13 protein-coding genes, 1 tRNA gene and 2 pseudogenes are annotated in these 16,008 nt (G+C 62.2%); 14 read left to right on the top strand and 2 right to left on the bottom strand.

Annotated features, from left to right (window positions below; all coding sequences use genetic code 11):
• The first annotated feature begins 3 nt into the window (after nt 1-3).
• The 6 genes and pseudogenes from fdxH to selB form a co-directional block, all read left to right on the top strand.
• Nucleotides 4-954: a formate dehydrogenase subunit beta gene (fdxH, locus tag QAZ22_RS31445; protein WP_278204783.1), complete on the top strand. Its 951-nt coding sequence runs from the start codon at nt 4-6 to the stop codon at nt 952-954.
• Entirely contained in the window at nt 941-1,645 is a 705-nt protein-coding gene (locus QAZ22_RS31440) for a formate dehydrogenase subunit gamma (RefSeq protein ID WP_278204782.1), read from the top strand. The genes fdxH and QAZ22_RS31440 overlap by 14 nt, the downstream gene beginning before the upstream one ends.
• Before the next feature lie 103 nt (nt 1,646-1,748).
• On the top strand, nt 1,749-2,666 hold the full coding sequence (fdhE, locus tag QAZ22_RS31435; RefSeq protein ID WP_278204781.1) for a formate dehydrogenase accessory protein FdhE: 918 nt from the start codon (nt 1,749-1,751) through the stop codon (nt 2,664-2,666).
• Nucleotides 2,667-2,673: 7 nt separating this feature from the next.
• On the top strand, nt 2,674-4,095 hold the full coding sequence (gene selA / locus QAZ22_RS31430; protein ID WP_278204780.1) for an L-seryl-tRNA(Sec) selenium transferase: 1,422 nt from the start codon (nt 2,674-2,676) through the stop codon (nt 4,093-4,095).
• Nucleotides 4,082-4,870, top strand: a complete 789-nt coding sequence (locus tag QAZ22_RS31425) for a tetratricopeptide repeat protein (protein ID WP_278204779.1) — start codon at nt 4,082-4,084, stop codon at nt 4,868-4,870. Before selA ends, QAZ22_RS31425 begins: the two co-directional genes overlap by 14 nt.
• Nucleotides 4,867-5,913 (top strand): annotated as a pseudogene (gene selB / locus QAZ22_RS31420) (selenocysteine-specific translation elongation factor); the annotation flags it as partial. The gene QAZ22_RS31425 and the pseudogene selB, both read left to right, overlap by 4 nt.
• A gap of 42 nt (nt 5,914-5,955) precedes the next feature.
• Here selB and QAZ22_RS31415 read toward each other — a convergent pair.
• A complete protein-coding gene (locus tag QAZ22_RS31415) occupies nt 5,956-6,189 on the bottom strand; it encodes a hypothetical protein (protein WP_278204777.1) in 234 nt (77 codons plus the stop codon).
• Nucleotides 6,190-6,249: 60 nt separating this feature from the next.
• On the opposite strand from QAZ22_RS31415, the pseudogene QAZ22_RS31410 reads away from it, so the two are divergent.
• The 8 genes and pseudogenes from QAZ22_RS31410 to QAZ22_RS31375 form a co-directional block, all read left to right on the top strand.
• A pseudogene (locus QAZ22_RS31410) lies at nt 6,250-6,693 on the top strand (DNA/RNA-binding winged helix domain-containing protein); the annotation flags it as partial.
• Between the two features lie 129 nt (nt 6,694-6,822).
• Nucleotides 6,823-6,918, top strand: a tRNA-Sec gene (locus QAZ22_RS31405).
• 52 nt (nt 6,919-6,970) lie between these two features.
• The gene (locus tag QAZ22_RS31400) at nt 6,971-7,411 is read left to right on the top strand and encodes a hypothetical protein (RefSeq protein WP_278204776.1); all 441 of its coding nucleotides are present in this window, start codon (nt 6,971-6,973) and stop codon (nt 7,409-7,411) included.
• A gap of 223 nt (nt 7,412-7,634) precedes the next feature.
• Nucleotides 7,635-8,636 (top strand): MBL fold metallo-hydrolase, encoded by a 1,002-nt coding sequence (locus tag QAZ22_RS31395; RefSeq protein ID WP_278204775.1) that lies wholly within the window; start codon nt 7,635-7,637, stop codon nt 8,634-8,636.
• Nucleotides 8,637-9,048: 412 nt separating this feature from the next.
• Nucleotides 9,049-9,714 (top strand): hypothetical protein, encoded by a 666-nt coding sequence (locus tag QAZ22_RS31390; protein WP_278204774.1) that lies wholly within the window; start codon nt 9,049-9,051, stop codon nt 9,712-9,714.
• Between the two features lie 7 nt (nt 9,715-9,721).
• Entirely contained in the window at nt 9,722-12,760 is a 3,039-nt protein-coding gene (locus tag QAZ22_RS31385) for an OmpA family protein (RefSeq protein ID WP_278204773.1), read from the top strand.
• A 13-nt stretch (nt 12,761-12,773) separates the two neighbouring features.
• Complete coding sequence (locus QAZ22_RS31380) at nt 12,774-13,268, top strand: Rab family GTPase (protein WP_278204772.1); 495 nt, start codon at nt 12,774-12,776, stop codon at nt 13,266-13,268.
• 3 nt (nt 13,269-13,271) lie between these two features.
• A complete protein-coding gene (locus QAZ22_RS31375; protein WP_278204771.1) occupies nt 13,272-14,342 on the top strand; it encodes an adenylate/guanylate cyclase domain-containing protein in 1,071 nt (356 codons plus the stop codon).
• Nucleotides 14,343-14,510: 168 nt separating this feature from the next.
• Here the strand turns inward: QAZ22_RS31375 and QAZ22_RS31370 are convergent, their stop codons facing one another.
• Nucleotides 14,511-15,956, bottom strand: a complete 1,446-nt coding sequence (locus QAZ22_RS31370) for an adenylate/guanylate cyclase domain-containing protein (protein ID WP_278204770.1) — start codon at nt 15,954-15,956, stop codon at nt 14,511-14,513.
• Nucleotides 15,957-16,008: the final 52 nt, after the last annotated feature.

Here is a 16,008-nt window from a genome sequence, read left to right as displayed (position 1 = left end):
GCGATGTTTCCTCCCCTTCCCAATCCATCGACGACGCAGACGACCCCGCGTCTCTCCGAGAAGGACCTCATCCGCCGCTCGGCGTCGACCGTTCCTGCTCCTGAGAAGCAGCTGACGGAAGTCGCCAAGCTCATCGATGTCTCGAAATGCATCGGCTGCAAGGCCTGCCAAACGGCCTGCATCGAGTGGAACGACACGCATCCGGAAGTCGGTGTCTTCGCCGGCGCCTTCGAGAATCCGCCCGACCTGACGCCGGACATGTTCACGCTGATGCGCTACAGCGAATGGGACAACCCCGAGACCAATGAGCTCGAATGGCTGATCCGCAAGGACGGCTGCATGCACTGCGCCGATCCGGGCTGCCTCAAGGCCTGTCCGGCGCCGGGCGCGATCGTGCAATATTCGAACGGCATCGTCGATTTCGTCCACGAGAACTGCATCGGCTGCGGCTATTGTATCAAGGGCTGCCCGTTCAACATCCCGCGCATCTCCAAGGTCGACCACACGGCCTATAAATGCACGCTCTGCTCAGACCGCGTCGCGGTCGGCCAAGGCCCTGCCTGCGCCAAGGCTTGCCCAACGCAGGCGATCGTCTTCGGCACCAAGGATGAGATGACGGGTTGGGCCGCCAAGCGTGTCGAGGACTTGAAGTCGCGCGGCTTCGTCAATGCCGGCCTCTATGATCCACCGGGCGTTGGCGGCACACATGTAATGTATGTGCTGCATCATGCCGACAAGCCGGAGATCTACGGCGGCCTGCCCAAGGACCCGAAGATCAGTCCGTTGGTCGAGGCGTGGAAAGGTGTAACCAAATATGCAGGCCTCACGGTGTTGGGCGTGGCGGCCGGCGTCGGCTTGCTCCACCATTTGATCATGGGACCGAACAGGGTAACCGAGGCGGATGAGGAGCACGCCGAAGAGCTGACGGGAGGCGACAGCCATGGCCGCCGATGACCTCAAGCCGAACGAACAGGTCCATCCCGGCAAGCCGGTGATCGTGGACCGCTACACGGTAGGGGCGCGGATCAACCACTGGATCACCGCGGCGAGCCTGGTCCTGCTCGCTCTGTCCGGCCTTGCGATGTTCCACCCGAGCCTGTTCTTCCTGTCCGGCCTTTTCGGCGGAGGTCAGTTCACACGCTTCATCCATCCTTGGATCGGCGTCGTGCTCTTCTTCAGCTTCCTTGGGCTTTTCCTTCGGTTCTGGAAAGCCAATCTGTGGAGACGCGAGGACGGGACGTGGCTCGGCCGTTTCCGCGACGTGCTGGCCAATCAAGAGGACAATGTTCCCGAGGTCGGCAAATACAATGCCGGCCAAAAACTCGTCTTCTGGTCGATGTCGGTGCTGATTGTGATCCTCATCTCCAGTGGACTGGTGGCATGGGATCAGTATTTCTCCCAGTATACGACAATCGACCAGAAGCGGCTGGCCATACTAGTCCACTCCATCGCGGCCGTCGCGATCATCGGCGTCTGGATCGTCCATTTCTACTCGGCCATCTGGGTGCGCGGTACCATTCCGGCCATGACGCGCGGGCGGGTGACCGGCGGTTGGGCTTGGCGGCATCACCGCAAATGGCTGCGGGAGCTCGTCACCAAATCGAGCAAGGAAACAGGATCATCGGGATCGAAGCCCGCCGAATAGAGCGGGCGCTGGTCGGACGACTTTTCCGCCCTAGTTTTGTGTTTGCACATGATTTTTGTGCCGGTCAGGCAACCACGTGACCCGTGCGGTTCGTGAGGCTCGAATGCCAAGACAGATCATTCCGGCCGGTTCCGACCCCACCGCCATAGGCGAGGTCTCCGCCCCTCCCTTTGCCCGCCTTCCAGAGCCCGCAAGTCTGTTTTCTCGTCGCGCGCAGCGGTGGAACGCGCTGGCTGCAGGCCATGGGCTGCGTCCCTATCTTCGCTTTCTTGCCGCTCTCGCCGATGTGCAGCACCGCATTCAGGAGGGCCTGGCGGAACCGGAGATGCCTGATGGCGCAGCGCGCGAGCGCGCGCGCAGTTTTGGAATGCCGCCGCTCGACCGCAACAGCCTCGCGCTCGACATGGCCGCAGAGACGCTCGACCGCCTGGTCGCCGCGGCATCGGAGATCGAGAAGCCAGGAGCCGCGGCCGATGCGCTGGACCGTTTGAGGCAGGCCACTCCGGCGAAGCGCTTCGGCATGGTGCGCAATGTGCTCGCCGGTGCGATTCCAATGGAGGCGCTCGCCGAGCACGTCTATGCCGCGGCCGCGCTGCAGGTCCACTTCGCCCGTCTCGCCGCCCGACTGGACGCCCCTGCATTGGTGCCGGTAGGCGAAGGCGCATGCCCCGCCTGCGGTGGCCCGCCGGCATCCTCGATCATTGTCGGCTGGCAAGGGGCCCATGGGTCGCGCTTCTGCGCATGCTCGCTATGCGGCACGCTGTGGAACCACGTGCGCATCAAATGCACGTTGTGCGGCTCGACCAAGGGCATCGGCTACCAGGAGGTCGAGGGCGGGCCGGGCACGGTGAAGGCCGAAACCTGCGATTCCTGCGGCTGCTATGTGAAGATCCTGCATCAGCACAAGGACCCCCATCTCGACCCAATCGCCGACGACGTGGCGACGCTTGGCCTCGACATGCTCATGCGTGAAGCCGGCTATCGTCGCGGATCGTTCAATCCGTTCCTGATCGGCTATTGAGGGTGTGATGTCCGGTTTGCCCGCAACTCGCCTGCGCGATCTTCCCTCGGTCGATCGAGTGCTGAAGACGCCGCTCGCGGCTGCGGCGGTCGAGCGCTTCGGGCAGCAGTCCACGACGCGCGCCATCCGCGATGCGCTCGAAGAAGCGCGGGCGGCGTGCCGCACCGGGGCCGCAGTGCCCGATCCGTGCGACCTCGCTGTCGACGCGCTTGTCCGGCTCAAGACCGCCTCGCACCCATCGTTGCGTCCAGTTTTCAACCTCACCGGCACTGTGCTGCACACCAATCTCGGCCGCGCGTTGATCGCGGACGAAGCCGCCGAGGCGATGCGCGTCGCCATGCGCGAGCCAGTGGCGCTCGAGTTCGATATCGGGACGGGCAGACGCGGCGAACGTGACGATCATCTGCGCATGCTCATATGCGAACTCACCGGGGCCGAGGATGCGACAATCGTCAACAACAACGCGGCCGCGGTCCTGCTCGTCCTCAACACGCTCTCGCTCGGCCGTGAAGCCATCGTGTCGCGTGGTGAGCTGATCGAGATAGGCGGCGCGTTCCGCATGCCGGACATCATGGTTCGTGCGGGCGCGAAGCTCGTTGAGGTCGGGACCACCAACCGCACGCATCCCCGGGACTATCTGTCGGCTATCAGTCCGGCGACTGGGCTGGTGTTCAAAGTGCATACGTCCAACTATCGGATCGAGGGGTTCACGGCGCAGGTTTCGGCGCGTGAGCTTTCGGCAATCGCCAGGGAGCGCGGCGTGCCTCTCGTCCACGACCTCGGCTCTGGCACGCTCATCGATCTTACCCAATATGGCCTCAGGCACGAGCCGACCGTGGGCGAAGCGATCGCGGACGGCGCCGATCTCGTCACATTCTCGGGCGACAAGCTGCTCGGAGGGCCGCAGGCTGGTTTCATCGTCGGCAGGAAGGATCTTGTTGCCGAGGTCAACCGAAATCCGATGAAGAGGGCGCTTCGCGTCGACAAGCTCCGGCTGGCCGCGCTGGAGGCGACGCTGAAGCTCTATCGCAACCCGGATCGCCTGGCCGAGCGTTTGCCGACTCTGAGGCTGCTCGCACGCCTCGCCATCGATATTGCCGCCCAGGCCCAGCGCCTGGCTCCCGTGCTTTCAAACGCTCTGGGCGATCAATTTGCGGTGCAAGTGATGGAGTGCCGCAGCCAGGTCGGATCGGGTGCAATGCCGCTCGATACCTTGCCCAGCGCCGGGCTTGCCCTCAGCCCCCATTCAGGAAGCGGTCAGGCCCTCGAAGCGCTTGCAGCCGCGTTGCGGGCGCTGCCTGTTCCGGTGATCGGTCGGGTGGAAAAACGGGCGCTCGTGCTTGATCTGCGTTGCCTTGAAGACGAAGCCGGCTTTGTAGCCAATCTCGCAAACTTCGTTCTGGAAGGAGATGGTGATGCGGTGGCTTGATCATCTCGCGCGCAAGCCCGCTCGGACACCTGTGGCCGACCAGTTGGCGGCCGCCCTCGACGCCGCCAAACGTGGCGACTATGCCACAGCTCTCGGGATTTGGGAGCCGCTGGCGCGGTCCGGATCGGCTCGCGCCCAAAACAATATCGGCGCCTGCTTCGCCGAGGGGCTCGGCGTCGAGCGTGACCGCAGTCTCGCCGTCCGCTGGCTGGCGCTCGCCGCCGAAGCCGGCGATCCGGTCGGGCAGCGGAACCTCGCCTCGCTCTGTTTCCGTGGCGAAGGCGTCGAACAGAACTACCGCCGCGCGGCCCAGCTCTATCGGGCGGCGGCCGAGCAGGGCGACGGACCGGCACAGGACATGCTGAGCTGGATGCTGCTCGAGGGTCAGGTGATCGAGCCCGACATTGCCGAGGCGCGGCGCTGGGCGCTGGCCGCCGCCGGGCGAGGGATCGCATCGGCAATGACTCGTGTAGGCATGCTCTATCACGATGCGCTCGGCGTGTCGCGCGATCCCGCGGAAGCGGTCCGCTGGTGGCGCAAGGCGGCATTGCGCGGCGACGCGGATGGTCAGGCCATGCTCGGCGCCGCTTGCCATCTCGGGGCCGGCGTTCCCGCCGACGCCGTCGAAGCCTATGCCTGGCTGCTGCGTGCACGGGCAGGCGGGAGTGCTCTGGCAGGCCGGTACCTGGACGCGGCGCGCACCGCGCTGACCGCGGACGATATCGCCGAGGCCGAGCGCCGCGCCGCGCTGCCGTTCGAGGAGCTCGCGCCATGATCGTCGGCACTGCGGGGCATGTCGATCACGGCAAGACGGCGCTGGTGCAAGCACTGACCGGCGTCGACACGGACCGGCTCCAGGAAGAGAAGGCGCGCGGCATGACGATCGATCTCGGCTTCGCCTATCTTCCGACGCCGAGCGGGGACGTCGTCGGGTTCATAGACGTTCCCGGCCACGAGCGCTTCGTCCACACAATGGTCGCCGGCGCCAGCGGCATCGATTTCGTGCTGTTGGTCGTGGCGGCCGACGACGGCGTCATGCCGCAGACGCGTGAACACTTGGCGATCGTCGATCTCCTTGGCGTCAGGCGCGGGCTGGTCGTGCTCTCGAAGTGTGATCTGGCCGACCCGGCACGACGCGCAGCCGTCAGCGCGGACGTCAGCGCCGCCCTCGCCGGCACCGGCTTGGAAGAGGCTGAGGTCATCCCGGCCTCTATCGTTACCGGCGAAGGCATCAATGACCTTCGACGCCTGCTTTCCGAAGAGGCATCGCGCTTCGCCAGGCGCTCAGCCTCGGACCGCTTTCGACTGGCGGTCGACCGCTGCTTTACCCTGCACGGCATCGGCACCGTCGTTACCGGCACCGTCCTTTCAGGCTCCGTCGGAGTCGGCGACAGCGTGGTGGTAAGCCCGCCAGGGCTTGCTGCGCGCGTTCGCTCGATCCACGCTCAGAACCGCATGGCAGAGCGCGGCCGAGCCGGAGACCGCTGCGCGCTCTGTCTGACCGGCGACGGCGTCAGCAAGGAGGCGATCCGCCGGGGAGACGTGATCCTTGATCCCGCGCTTCACGCGCCGGCGGACAGGATCGACGCGGAGTTGCGCGTGCTGCCACGCGAGCCAAGGCCGATCGGGCAGTGGTTCCCGGTGCGGCTCCATCACGCCGCGGCCGAGGTCGGGGCGAGGATTGTGCTCCTCGGCGACGAGCCTATAGCGCCGGGCGGCACGGCCAAGGTCCAGATCGTTTTGGAGAGTCCGATCGCCGCTGCCGCCGGCGACGCCTATGTGATGCGCGACACCTCCGCCCAGCGAACCATAGGCGGCGGGCGCTTCATCGACCTCAGGGGCCCAAGCCGGAAACGCCGCTCACCGGATCGGCTGGCCATGCTCGAAGCATTCGCCATCGCGGCTCCGGAAAAGGCCGTCGCTGCCCTGCTCGACACGCCGCCCCACTATCTGGAGCTCGCGGCCTTCGCACGTGATCGGGCGCTCGGCGCCGGCGAGATTACAAGCCTGATCGATCGTCTTGGCCTTGTCACGATTCCCGTCGGGGAGAAGCAGTTCGTGGTTTCGTCGGTGCGTTGGGCTCGGTTCAGGCACGACTTGGGCTCAATCCTGGAGGCCTTTCATGCCGGCAACCCGGATTTGCCGGGCATCGGAATGGAAAAGCTGCGCCTTCAGCTCGATCCCTGTCTTCCCGCGCCGGCCTTCGCTGCTGCGGCGCGAAGCCTGGTCCGCGCCGGTCAGATCGAGCTTGACGGCGCCTGGATACGGCTTCCGGGACATCAGGTCCGTCTCGCGGCCAGGGAAGAGGCCCTCTGGCGCGAGATCGAGCCACGATTAGCCGGCCGGGTGAAATTCCATCCCCCAAGAGTGCGCGATATCGCAAGCGAGCTTGCCCGGCCGGAAGCGGAAATTCGCAAGGTCCTGAAGCTCGCCGGACGCATCGGCATGGTGCATGAGGTTGCGCACGATCACTTCTTCCTTCATTCGGTGCTGGGTGAGATCGTCGAGATCGTCTGCGATCTGGCGGCCGACCATGACGGACGGTTCAGCGTCGCACAGTTTCGCGACAGTGCGGGCAGCGGGCGCAAGATTGCCGTCCACATCCTCGAATTCCTCGACCGGCACGGCGTCACCTTGCGGCGCGGTGATTTGCGGCGTGCCAACAAGCATCGCCTGGACCTGTTTCGCCGTCAGGACGACAGTGGGCCGCCAATCACGAAAGCTTCTGGAGGAGCATCGTCCCCGGTGGGGCGTCCGGACTTCAAATCCGGGAGGGGCCGCGAGCCGGTCCTTGGTGGGTTCGACTCCCACTCTCTTCCGCCATCCTCTTAGAGTTGGCCCCGGAAATGTGCGGATCTTTCGAGGAGACGACGCGATGCCAACACCTTTTCTGCTTGAACTGAGGACCGCCGCCGAATCCGCCAAAGCTGTGGAGACGAGCTTCCGGCAGGAGGCAGCAAGGCAGATCGCAGTTCTGGAGCAGGACCGCGCATTTGCTTTCCGGCGGCTCAATTTCATGCAGATGATCGCCGATGCGATGGCCGCGGCAGAAAGTGAAGATTTCGCCGTTGCGAACGCCTTCGCCGCCTTGCGCACGCGCCTCGGCTGGGATGCAGACAGTGAGGCGCGCTCGGAGGTGATCTCGCATTTTGCGCCGGTTGCGCTGGCCATGTTCCGGGACATGAACGGGAACCAATCCGCCAATATCCGTGCCGCGCTCGCGGATTTCGAACACTGGTACTCCGAAGCCCGGGGCTCCGGTTTTTGGACCCTGTTCGAGCAGCAGATGCCGGACACGGCCGTCGTCGACTTTTGAAGAATGGCATGTGGGGCCCAGCCGCAGAGACGCCGCGCCAATCTCGCCGATCGCCTTGAAGGCCGTGGACCGTTTGGTCGATCCCTGCATTGGCGCCGAGGTCCCGGCGACACGTTCGACCGCGTGGACGCAATGCCCGTGTCCGTAGCCTATCCGGACCGACCGGCGGAACGAACGGCACGCGTCCCGTGTTTTGGAGGATGCAACTCTTGCCTCCCCCATCATGACGCTTCTCGTCCAGCCGCGCTTGGTAAATGAGCCGTTTTCCGACCCGGTACTGCTTCTCGATTTCCGCTTCGGCGGTAAGGCAGTCCTTTTTGACCTTGGCGATCTGTCGGCGCTTTCGCCGCGTGAGATCCTGCGCGTTTCGCACATATTCGTGTCGCACATGCACATGGACCACTTCAGCGGGTTCGATCGTCTGCTCGGGGTGTCGCTCTATCGTGAAAAGCAGGTCCATATCATCGGCCCGCCCGGACTGGCGGATGCCGTCCAGGCGAAGCTGAGGGCCTACACTTGGAATCTCCTCAACGAACGGTCGCAGGACTTTACGATCTTCGCCTCTGATTGGACGGAAGAAGGCTTTGCCACTGCAGCCGTCTTCCGGGCGCGCAGGGCTTTCGTGCGGGAGAATTGGCAGAACGCAGACACTCAGTTCCCTTTGGACGATCCGGAGTTCACGATCGAAGCCGTCACGCTCGATCACGGGATTCCTTGCTTAGCCTTCGCCTTCCAGGAAAAGCTACGGGTCGACGTGCACAGGTCGCGCCTGGATGAACTCGATCTTACCGTCGGACCTTGGCTCACAAACGCCAAGCGGGCGGCGCGACGCGGCGCCGACGCGGCTACCGAGTTCACGCCGGATGTTGGCAGGAAGGTAACGCTTGGGGAACTGCTGCGGGCTAAGGCACTGGTCTGTGCGCCGGGTCAACGCATCGCCTATGCGACTGATTTGGCGTTCTGCTCGGACAATGTCACACGTCTATCCAACTTGGTGCGCGGCGCCGATGAGCTTTTCATCGAAGGCGGATTCCTGGAGGCAGACCGAGATCTCGCGGCGTCGAAGAAGCATCTGACCGCCGCGCAGGCAGGTGCGATCGCCAGGCAAGCCGGCGCGATCTCCGCCCACCAGATACACCTTTCGCCTCGGTATCTCGGACGCGAAGATGAGCTGCGGGCCGAATTCGAAGCTGGATTTCTCGGAGGTTCAGTTACCGCGAGATAAGGCTCGTTCCCCTCGTGAGGCCACTACTGTTGCGCCACGGTGGGAACAGGTAAGCCCGGCTTGCTTTTTGGGGTGGTGATTGAGGCTTGCAATCGGGCTATGCGCCGACTGACGGGCGGGGTCGACTGTCGACCGTGTGGAACTGATAGCAGGGTGCAAGGTGAGCGGTCGAATTTCGCTTCGTGATGCGTGGCTTGGCGAATGATCAAATGGATCGGCCGGCTATCGCCGCCATCACAAGCGGCACCAGAGCGACGCCAATCGGAACTTGTGCATTTGTCGCTGGTCCAAGAGACGAACAAGCGACGGACGAATCGGCTTCAAGCCAAGAGGATTTCGCCTTGCGGGCCTGGTATTTGTCTGACATAATTTACAGTCTCCTAATGTTGCAGTGGGTAATTGGGGCACGGTGATGGCGAAGGAATCTTCGAGTGCCGCTTCTGCGGCAAATAAAGCGGACGCAAATTTGATCGGTAATGCAGAGGGAAACGGGCTGAACTTTATGGCCCCCCAAGCGCGCGAGGGCGGGCCCGGCGGTGACGCTCCAGGTGTCGACAAGATACGCGATCTGCTGTTCGGCAATCAGATGCAGGACTATGATCGCCGCTTCTCCAAACTTGAGGAACGGTTCCTGCAGCGGTTCAAGGATGTCGAATCCGAGGCCAAGCGCAATCTTGAGACCTACGAGTCGAATGCCAAGAAGCAGGTTGACTCGCTGGCGACGCAGTTGCGGAACGAAAAAGATGCGCGAGCCGAGGCCGACAAGGAGATCGACCGCAATCTTCGCGATCAAAATCAGGCGCTTGAAAAGCAGGTGCGCGCTTTGTCTGATCAATTGAGCGAGCTCGAGCGCGAAATAGCGGATCGCATGAACAGAAGCGACCATTTGCTGCGCGAGGAAATCAAGCAAAAGAATGAAAGCGCTCAAATGCTGATGGAGAAGATCTTTTCCGACCTCAGCAACGTCAAGACCGACCGAAATCTTTTGGCCGGCCTGTTTGTCGAGGTCGCGAAATGTCTCAATCAGGATCCCGTCGGCAGCAAGGGCAATTCGGAGCGTGGTTGGAAAGTGAGTTGATCGGAAGTTGACGTCGAGCGTCGAACCAATCAGCCTTCCTAAAAAAGTAGCTTCGAACGATACCGGGATTGATCGCGAGGCTTTGGCCCGCCTTTTGGTGGAAATTGCCAAAAACGTCGATCCGGACAACCATGCGCTTTACGAAGGCGTTCCAGCCGCCGATCATCGGCTGGAAAGGCTTCGCCAACTGCTCGTCGGCCACGAAATCTCGGAGCTTTCACGCGTTACGCACCTGCTCGACGAACCTGAGCAGCTTGCGGCTGCGGTGGGGAGCGTTCTCCCTACCGCAGCCGCAGGGGCGTCTCTTGTGCAGCTCGGCGAGGCCCTTGCGCCAGCTGTCGAGAGGGCTGCGCAAAGGTCCATCCAGAAGAACCCCAGCGCGCTGACCGATATATTGTATCCGGTGTTTCTGCCGGCCATTCGCAAGTCGATCGGCGAAAAGATTGACCAGACCTTCCAGTCGCTGAATGAATCTTTAAGGCATATATTTACCTGGCATGGTCTCAAGTGGAGATTTGAGGCCTGGAGGACGGGAACAAGCTTCTCCGAAGTCGTTCTCAAGCATTCTCTCGTCTATCGCGTGGAGCATGTCTTTCTCATCAGCCGCAGTTCCGGGCTTTTGATCGCGCATGTAACAGCCGAAAACGCGACCAGCGAAGACCCACAACTGATTTCCTCGATGCTCAGCGCAATCCAGGATTTTGTGAAGGACTCGTTCAACGAGAAAGAAAACAGCGGCCTGGACACCATCCGGTTCGGAGAGCTTCGCCTCTGGTCGGAAGTCGGACCGTTTGCGACGTTGGTTGCGGTGATCAGGGGAAATCCGCCGGAGGAGCTGCACGAAATAATCCGCGACGTATTGCTTCGCATCCATGATCAGTCCTCGCAGGCTTTGGAGCGCTTCGACGGGGACACCTCGCAGTTGCCCGGCGTAGAGACCCAGTTGCAAACCTGCGTCGAGCTGCAGCATACGGATTCAAAAGAGGGATTCCCGTGGCTGGTGGTGACGGCAGCCCTGCTGATTCTGGCTGCGGCAGGCGCCTGGTTCTTTCTTTCCTGGCAAGCCGGGCAGCGCTGGCAGACCTATCTGTCGCGGCTGGCGACCCAGCCGGGGATCGTTGTTGCCGAACAAAAAATTCGCGGCGGCCAGTTCTACATTGCCGGCCTGAGAGACCCGCTCGCCGCCGACCCGCAGTCGCTGTTGTCGGGAACGGAGGTCGATCCCGCCCGCGTTCATTCAAACTGGCAGTTCTACCAAAGCCTCGAGCCGGAATTCGTGCTGAAGCGGCTGACGGCGTCGCTGGCGCCGCCGGATTCGGTACGACTCTCGGTCGTCGATGGTCGCATCGTCGCCGAGGGTGAGGCGACCACCACGTGGATCAACCGGGCGCGGGCCGCCGCCCAGCAGCTTTCGGCAGGCGGGCCGGTCTTCGACATCTCAGGGGTCCGCGATGTGAGCGCCGAGGAGCGCTGGCAGACCTATGTGTCGCAACTGGAAACCCAGCCTGGCATCATCGTCGCCGATCAGAATGTACGCGACGGCCAATTCTATATTACCGGTCTGAGAGACCCGCTTGCCGCCGATCCGCAGTCGCTGTTGGCCGGAACGCAGGTCGATCCCGCGCGTGTTCATGCAAGTTGGCAATTCTACCAGAGCCTTGAGCCACAGTTCGTGCTGAAGCGGTTGACGGCGTCGCTGGCGCCGCCGGGTTCGGTGCGGCTTTCGGTGGTCAATGATCGCATCGTTGCCGAGGGTGAGGCCACCACCGCTTGGATCAACCGGGCGCGGGCGGCCGCCCAGCAGCTTTCAGCAGGCGGACCGGTCTTCGACATCGCCGGGGTCCGTGATGCGAGCCCCGAGGAGCATTGGCAGGCCTATGTGTCGCGACTGGAGACGCAGCCCGGCATCATCGTCGCCCAACAGAATGTGCGCGATGGCCAATTCTATATTACCGGCCTGAGAGACCCGCTTGCCGTCGACCCGCAGTCGCTTCTGTCCGGGACGGAGGTCGATCCCGCTCGCGTTCATGCAAGCTGGCAATTCTACCAGAGCCTTGAGCCGCAGTTCGTGCTGAAGCGGCTGACGGCGTCGCTGTATCCGATGGATACAGTGCGCCTTTCGATCGTCAATGGCCGCATCGTTGCCGAGGGCGAGGCTCCCGACACCTGGATAGATCGGGCGCGCGCAGCGGCAAGACAGCTCTCAGTAGGAGGACCGGAGTTCGACATCTCCAAGGTTCGTGATGTGAGCCCCGATGCACGCGCGGCGGAGCATTGGCAGTATTATGTGTCGCGACTTGAGGCCCAACCGGGAATCATCGTCGCCCAACAAACGGCGAGGGGCGGACATTTCTACATTTCTGGTCTGAGAGACCCGCTCGCCGCCGACCCGCAGTCGCTGTTGTCGGGAACGGAGGTCGATCCCGCTCGCGTGCATTCACAGTGGCAATTCTATCAGAGCCTCGAGCCGGAGTTCGTGTTGAAGCGGCTGACGGCATCGCTGGCTCCGCCGGATACGGTACAGCTTACGATCATCGATGACCGGATCGTTGCCGCGGGTGAGGCTACCGTCACGTGGATCAACCGGGCGCGGGCCGCCGCGCAGCAACTTTCCACGGACGGAGTGGTGATGGATGTCTCACAGTTGCGTGAGCTGAACCTTCCAGAACTTAGTCGTCTGCGAGAGGCCATCCAGGCGACCGATATTTTCTTCTATTCCGGCAGAGTTGTCCCGGGACCAGAGCAGACGCCGGTTCTAGACAGACTGGCGGATCAGTTGAAGGAATTCGCCCAAAGTGCCCGCAAGTCAGGCGTAACAGCGAGGTTCATGTTGACTGGACATTCGGACGCCACGGGCCGTGAGACGGCCAACGCTTCGATCAGCGCCGCCCGCGCCGAGACAGTTCGTGCGCTTCTCAACAAGCGCGGCGTCGCTCCGGAGCTGCTGCTGGTTCGGGGCGCGGGCACCTTTGAGCCGGTGGTGCCTGATAGTCAAACCGGGAGCTCCACCAATCGCCGGGTTTCGATTACGGTGAACCTGGAATAGCGGGGAGCCCAGAATGCTGCAAAAAAAGATCTGCATGTTGGGCGGGTTCGGTGTCGGGAAGACGAGTCTGGTTCGCAGGTTCGTGCAAAGCATCTTTTCAGAAACCTACCTGACCACGGTTGGCGTGAAAATCGACAAGAAGAGTGTCGCGTTCCCGGACAAAACCGTGGATCTGATTTTGTGGGATTTGGCTGGCGAAGACGATATCGGTTCATTCCGCGTCAGCTATGTGCGAGGTGCGACCGGGCTCGTGCTTGTCGTCGATGGAACCCGGCCCGCCACTCTTGCCGTGGCGCTCACGCTGCGCGAGCGGGCCGAGGCCGAATTCGGCGCCATGCCGTTCGTATTGCTGTTCAACAAATCCGATCTGGCCGATCAGTGGGCAATACCGGATGGTGAGATTGACGAGCTGAGGCAACGTGGATGGCAAATCTATCTGACAAGCGCGCTTTCGGGCGAACACGTTGACGATGCGTTTCGTCAGCTTGCTTCGATGGTCGCCAAATAGACCATGCCCAAAGTGCCGAAAGAAGTCAGAAGCTGGATATACGATTTCTTCTATAATGAGCGCTCTGCCGCATATCTGAAAATTGACGCCCGGCAATGCATAGCCGCGATGGGCGGCAACATTGAACATTACGGACTCTCGTCGCTTCGCGTTGGCAAGCCCGTCGCCGATCAGCTTGAATTCATGGAAGGGTTGCTGCCTTGCCCGGAGCTTCCATATCATATGCCCATGATGGAACTGCCCGGTGGGCGTGTCGCGGACCTTCATCTTTTTGGCGACGGCGGCACGACGTGGCTGCTCTTTCTCGATGCCACTCCGGAACGCGACAACCGGCAGCGGCTTCAACAGAAGGCTTATGAAATGACGCTCCTGCAGGAGAGGGAACGTCAACTCAATGCGAAGCTGCAATCGACGAACGAGGCGCTGAGGGAGAGCCAGGAGGGCTTGTCGCGCGAATACCGGCGCGCCGAATCCCTGCTCCTCAACATTCTTCCGGCCTCGATCGCGGAGCGGTTGAAAGCGGACGAGCAAATTGCAGACAACCACGCGGAGGTGAGTGTGCTTTTTGCCGACATCGTCGGCTTTACCGAAAGAGCGCGAAGCGTCGGAGCCACGACGACGCTCGCTATTCTAAATTACTTCTTCAAGGCGGCGGATCTGCTCTCGGAACAACATGGCTGCGAAAAGATCAAGACCATCGGCGATTGCGTCATGGCGGTCGCTGGCCTGCCCACCGCGCGATCCGATCATGCGCAGGCCCTTGCGAACTATGCGCTCGAGCTGCGGGAGGCGGCCAGGCGCGAGCGCTTTGCGGGCGAACCGCTAGGACTGAGAATTGGAATTCACTCTGGACCGATCGTGGCGGGCGTCATAGGCAAAAGGCGGTTTGTCTATGACCTGTGGGGCGACACCGTCAATCTCGCCGCGCGCATTCAAAAGGCCGCGGAGCCCGATGAAATCCGTATTTCGGATGCAACCTACCAATTGCTCGGACCGGATTTTGCTTGCGACCCGCTCGGGGAAACGGAATTGCGTGGCACAGGTCGTGTGCGAATGTGGCGGCTCCGCGGCTGATTTGCCGTGCTTCGCGGGCGGAACCCAAACCACCTGCGCTTACCAGACGGATGCCACAAGCTCCTGTCCTAATTATTTGTCTTATGCGTGTCGTTTTCGCAAAACCGCTGCACATTTTTGCGCGACATGCATTGCGGCGTGCGAAAGGGAGTTGGCACGCAATCGCGGCTATCCCCGCATAATGCGATAAACGGTTGCATCACCCTCCACGCCTCGAAGAGGCGCGTCAAAGGCCACGACATGATGGCCGGCGAGCATGTCGCTGACCCCGGGCGCGGAATAGAGTGCCTCGGAAATGCAGATCTGTCCGGCTTCCGCCAAGGACTGCACGCGCGCGGCGACATTCACGGTCTGGCCGAAATAGTCGAGGTTGTCGTTGAGCGTCACGGCGATCGACGGTCCACAATGTGCACCGATCTTGAGGATGATCCCTGGTCCGTCATGATCGCCGTTGAAGCGATCGATTTCTTCAAAAATGTGGAGTGCAGCCGAAATCGCATTCGACGGCTGCGAGAATACAGCCATCACCGCATCCCCAATCGTCTTGACGACCGCCCCGGAATGTTGCCGAACCGCCGCGTTGACCAGGGCGAAATGCTCGCGGACCAAAGCATAGGCGTTGAGGTCACCCAGGCGCTCATACATGGCGGTCGAACCCTTGAGGTCGGTGAACAGGAAGGTGATCTGCCGGATGCCGAGCCCCTCCTTCTCGTCGACACGTTCGGACCGGAAGAGCTGGCGGAAGGTCTGCCGCGCAAGCAGCGCTCCACCGGAAACATAAGGGTCGAAATCGAGCGCCGGCTTGGTCGTCAGCGCGACAAGTTCCGGCGGCCAGTTGATGACAAGCAACGAACCTCGCACCGGCCCCCTATTCGTCACCTCGACGACAACCGGACCAGGCGGCACAGCGGGCAACGCCGGCAAGAAGCGTTTGCCGTCATAATCGATCTTCAGAAATGTCGGCGCCAACACCGGATCACCTGATATTGGGAGAGCGAATGCGGCCTGTGTCTGCACGTTGACGCCCGAAAGGGCGCCCGGCCCGAGGTCGGCGCGGAGCACTGTAGTGGTGCCGGGCGGCAGGAACGTCATGCCCCGAACGAAGCCGCGCAGAACGTCAAGAAAGCGAACGTCTCGCCCCGGTAGCCGCCCATCAGGTCCGAAGTGGAGTTTCCAGTGAAAGTCCTCGACAGAGAGGTTTTCGGGATCATGGTGCGGCAGGCGCCGTAACTTCGGCGATACCGAGAAGGTGACCTCGATGAAATCGTCGAGGTCGGTGTCGCCGGATACGTCGCACAGGCCACAGACGTAGTGGGTCTTCAGCGTGCGCAGGGCGCCGAAGCTGTCGAGCACCATCCCGGACTGCGGACAGAGCACGTCCCAGCTCATGTCGAACAAGCCGCAGCGAGCGGCATGTAGGAAGAGGTCGATTGCTTCAGGCTCGGCGATTGCGCGGTCGCGAGCAAAGGCCAGCGGATTGACGCGATAGAGCGAGTGGTCGTCGGCGCTCCTGATCAGCGTCTCGAATTTCGAGATGACGCGTGGGCTCCAGGCTCGCGCTTGCTCCACCTTGGTCATCTTGCTTTCGAGAAGGCGATCGTCGACTACCGTCACGCCGGATCCTCAACCTTGCCTCGTGACAGCCTACTAAAAAACCAGCACGATG

Source organism: Mesorhizobium sp. WSM4906, assembly GCF_029674625.1.
Lineage (GTDB): Bacteria > Pseudomonadota > Alphaproteobacteria > Rhizobiales > Rhizobiaceae > Mesorhizobium.
This window is presented reverse-complemented; position numbering and strand designations above follow the sequence as displayed.

Coding starts and splice junctions, on each gene's coding strand:
- fdxH (WP_278204783.1), top strand. CDS start 4: ATGTTTCCTCCCCTTCCCAATCCATCGACGACGCAGACGACCCCGCGT.
- fdhE (WP_278204781.1), top strand. CDS start 1,749: ATGCCAAGACAGATCATTCCGGCCGGTTCCGACCCCACCGCCATAGGC.
- QAZ22_RS31440 (WP_278204782.1), top strand. CDS start 941: ATGGCCGCCGATGACCTCAAGCCGAACGAACAGGTCCATCCCGGCAAG.
- QAZ22_RS31425 (WP_278204779.1), top strand. CDS start 4,082: ATGCGGTGGCTTGATCATCTCGCGCGCAAGCCCGCTCGGACACCTGTG.
- QAZ22_RS31395 (WP_278204775.1), top strand. CDS start 7,635: ATGACGCTTCTCGTCCAGCCGCGCTTGGTAAATGAGCCGTTTTCCGAC.
- QAZ22_RS31400 (WP_278204776.1), top strand. CDS start 6,971: ATGCCAACACCTTTTCTGCTTGAACTGAGGACCGCCGCCGAATCCGCC.
- QAZ22_RS31390 (WP_278204774.1), top strand. CDS start 9,049: ATGGCGAAGGAATCTTCGAGTGCCGCTTCTGCGGCAAATAAAGCGGAC.
- selA (WP_278204780.1), top strand. CDS start 2,674: ATGTCCGGTTTGCCCGCAACTCGCCTGCGCGATCTTCCCTCGGTCGAT.
- QAZ22_RS31380 (WP_278204772.1), top strand. CDS start 12,774: ATGCTGCAAAAAAAGATCTGCATGTTGGGCGGGTTCGGTGTCGGGAAG.
- QAZ22_RS31375 (WP_278204771.1), top strand. CDS start 13,272: ATGCCCAAAGTGCCGAAAGAAGTCAGAAGCTGGATATACGATTTCTTC.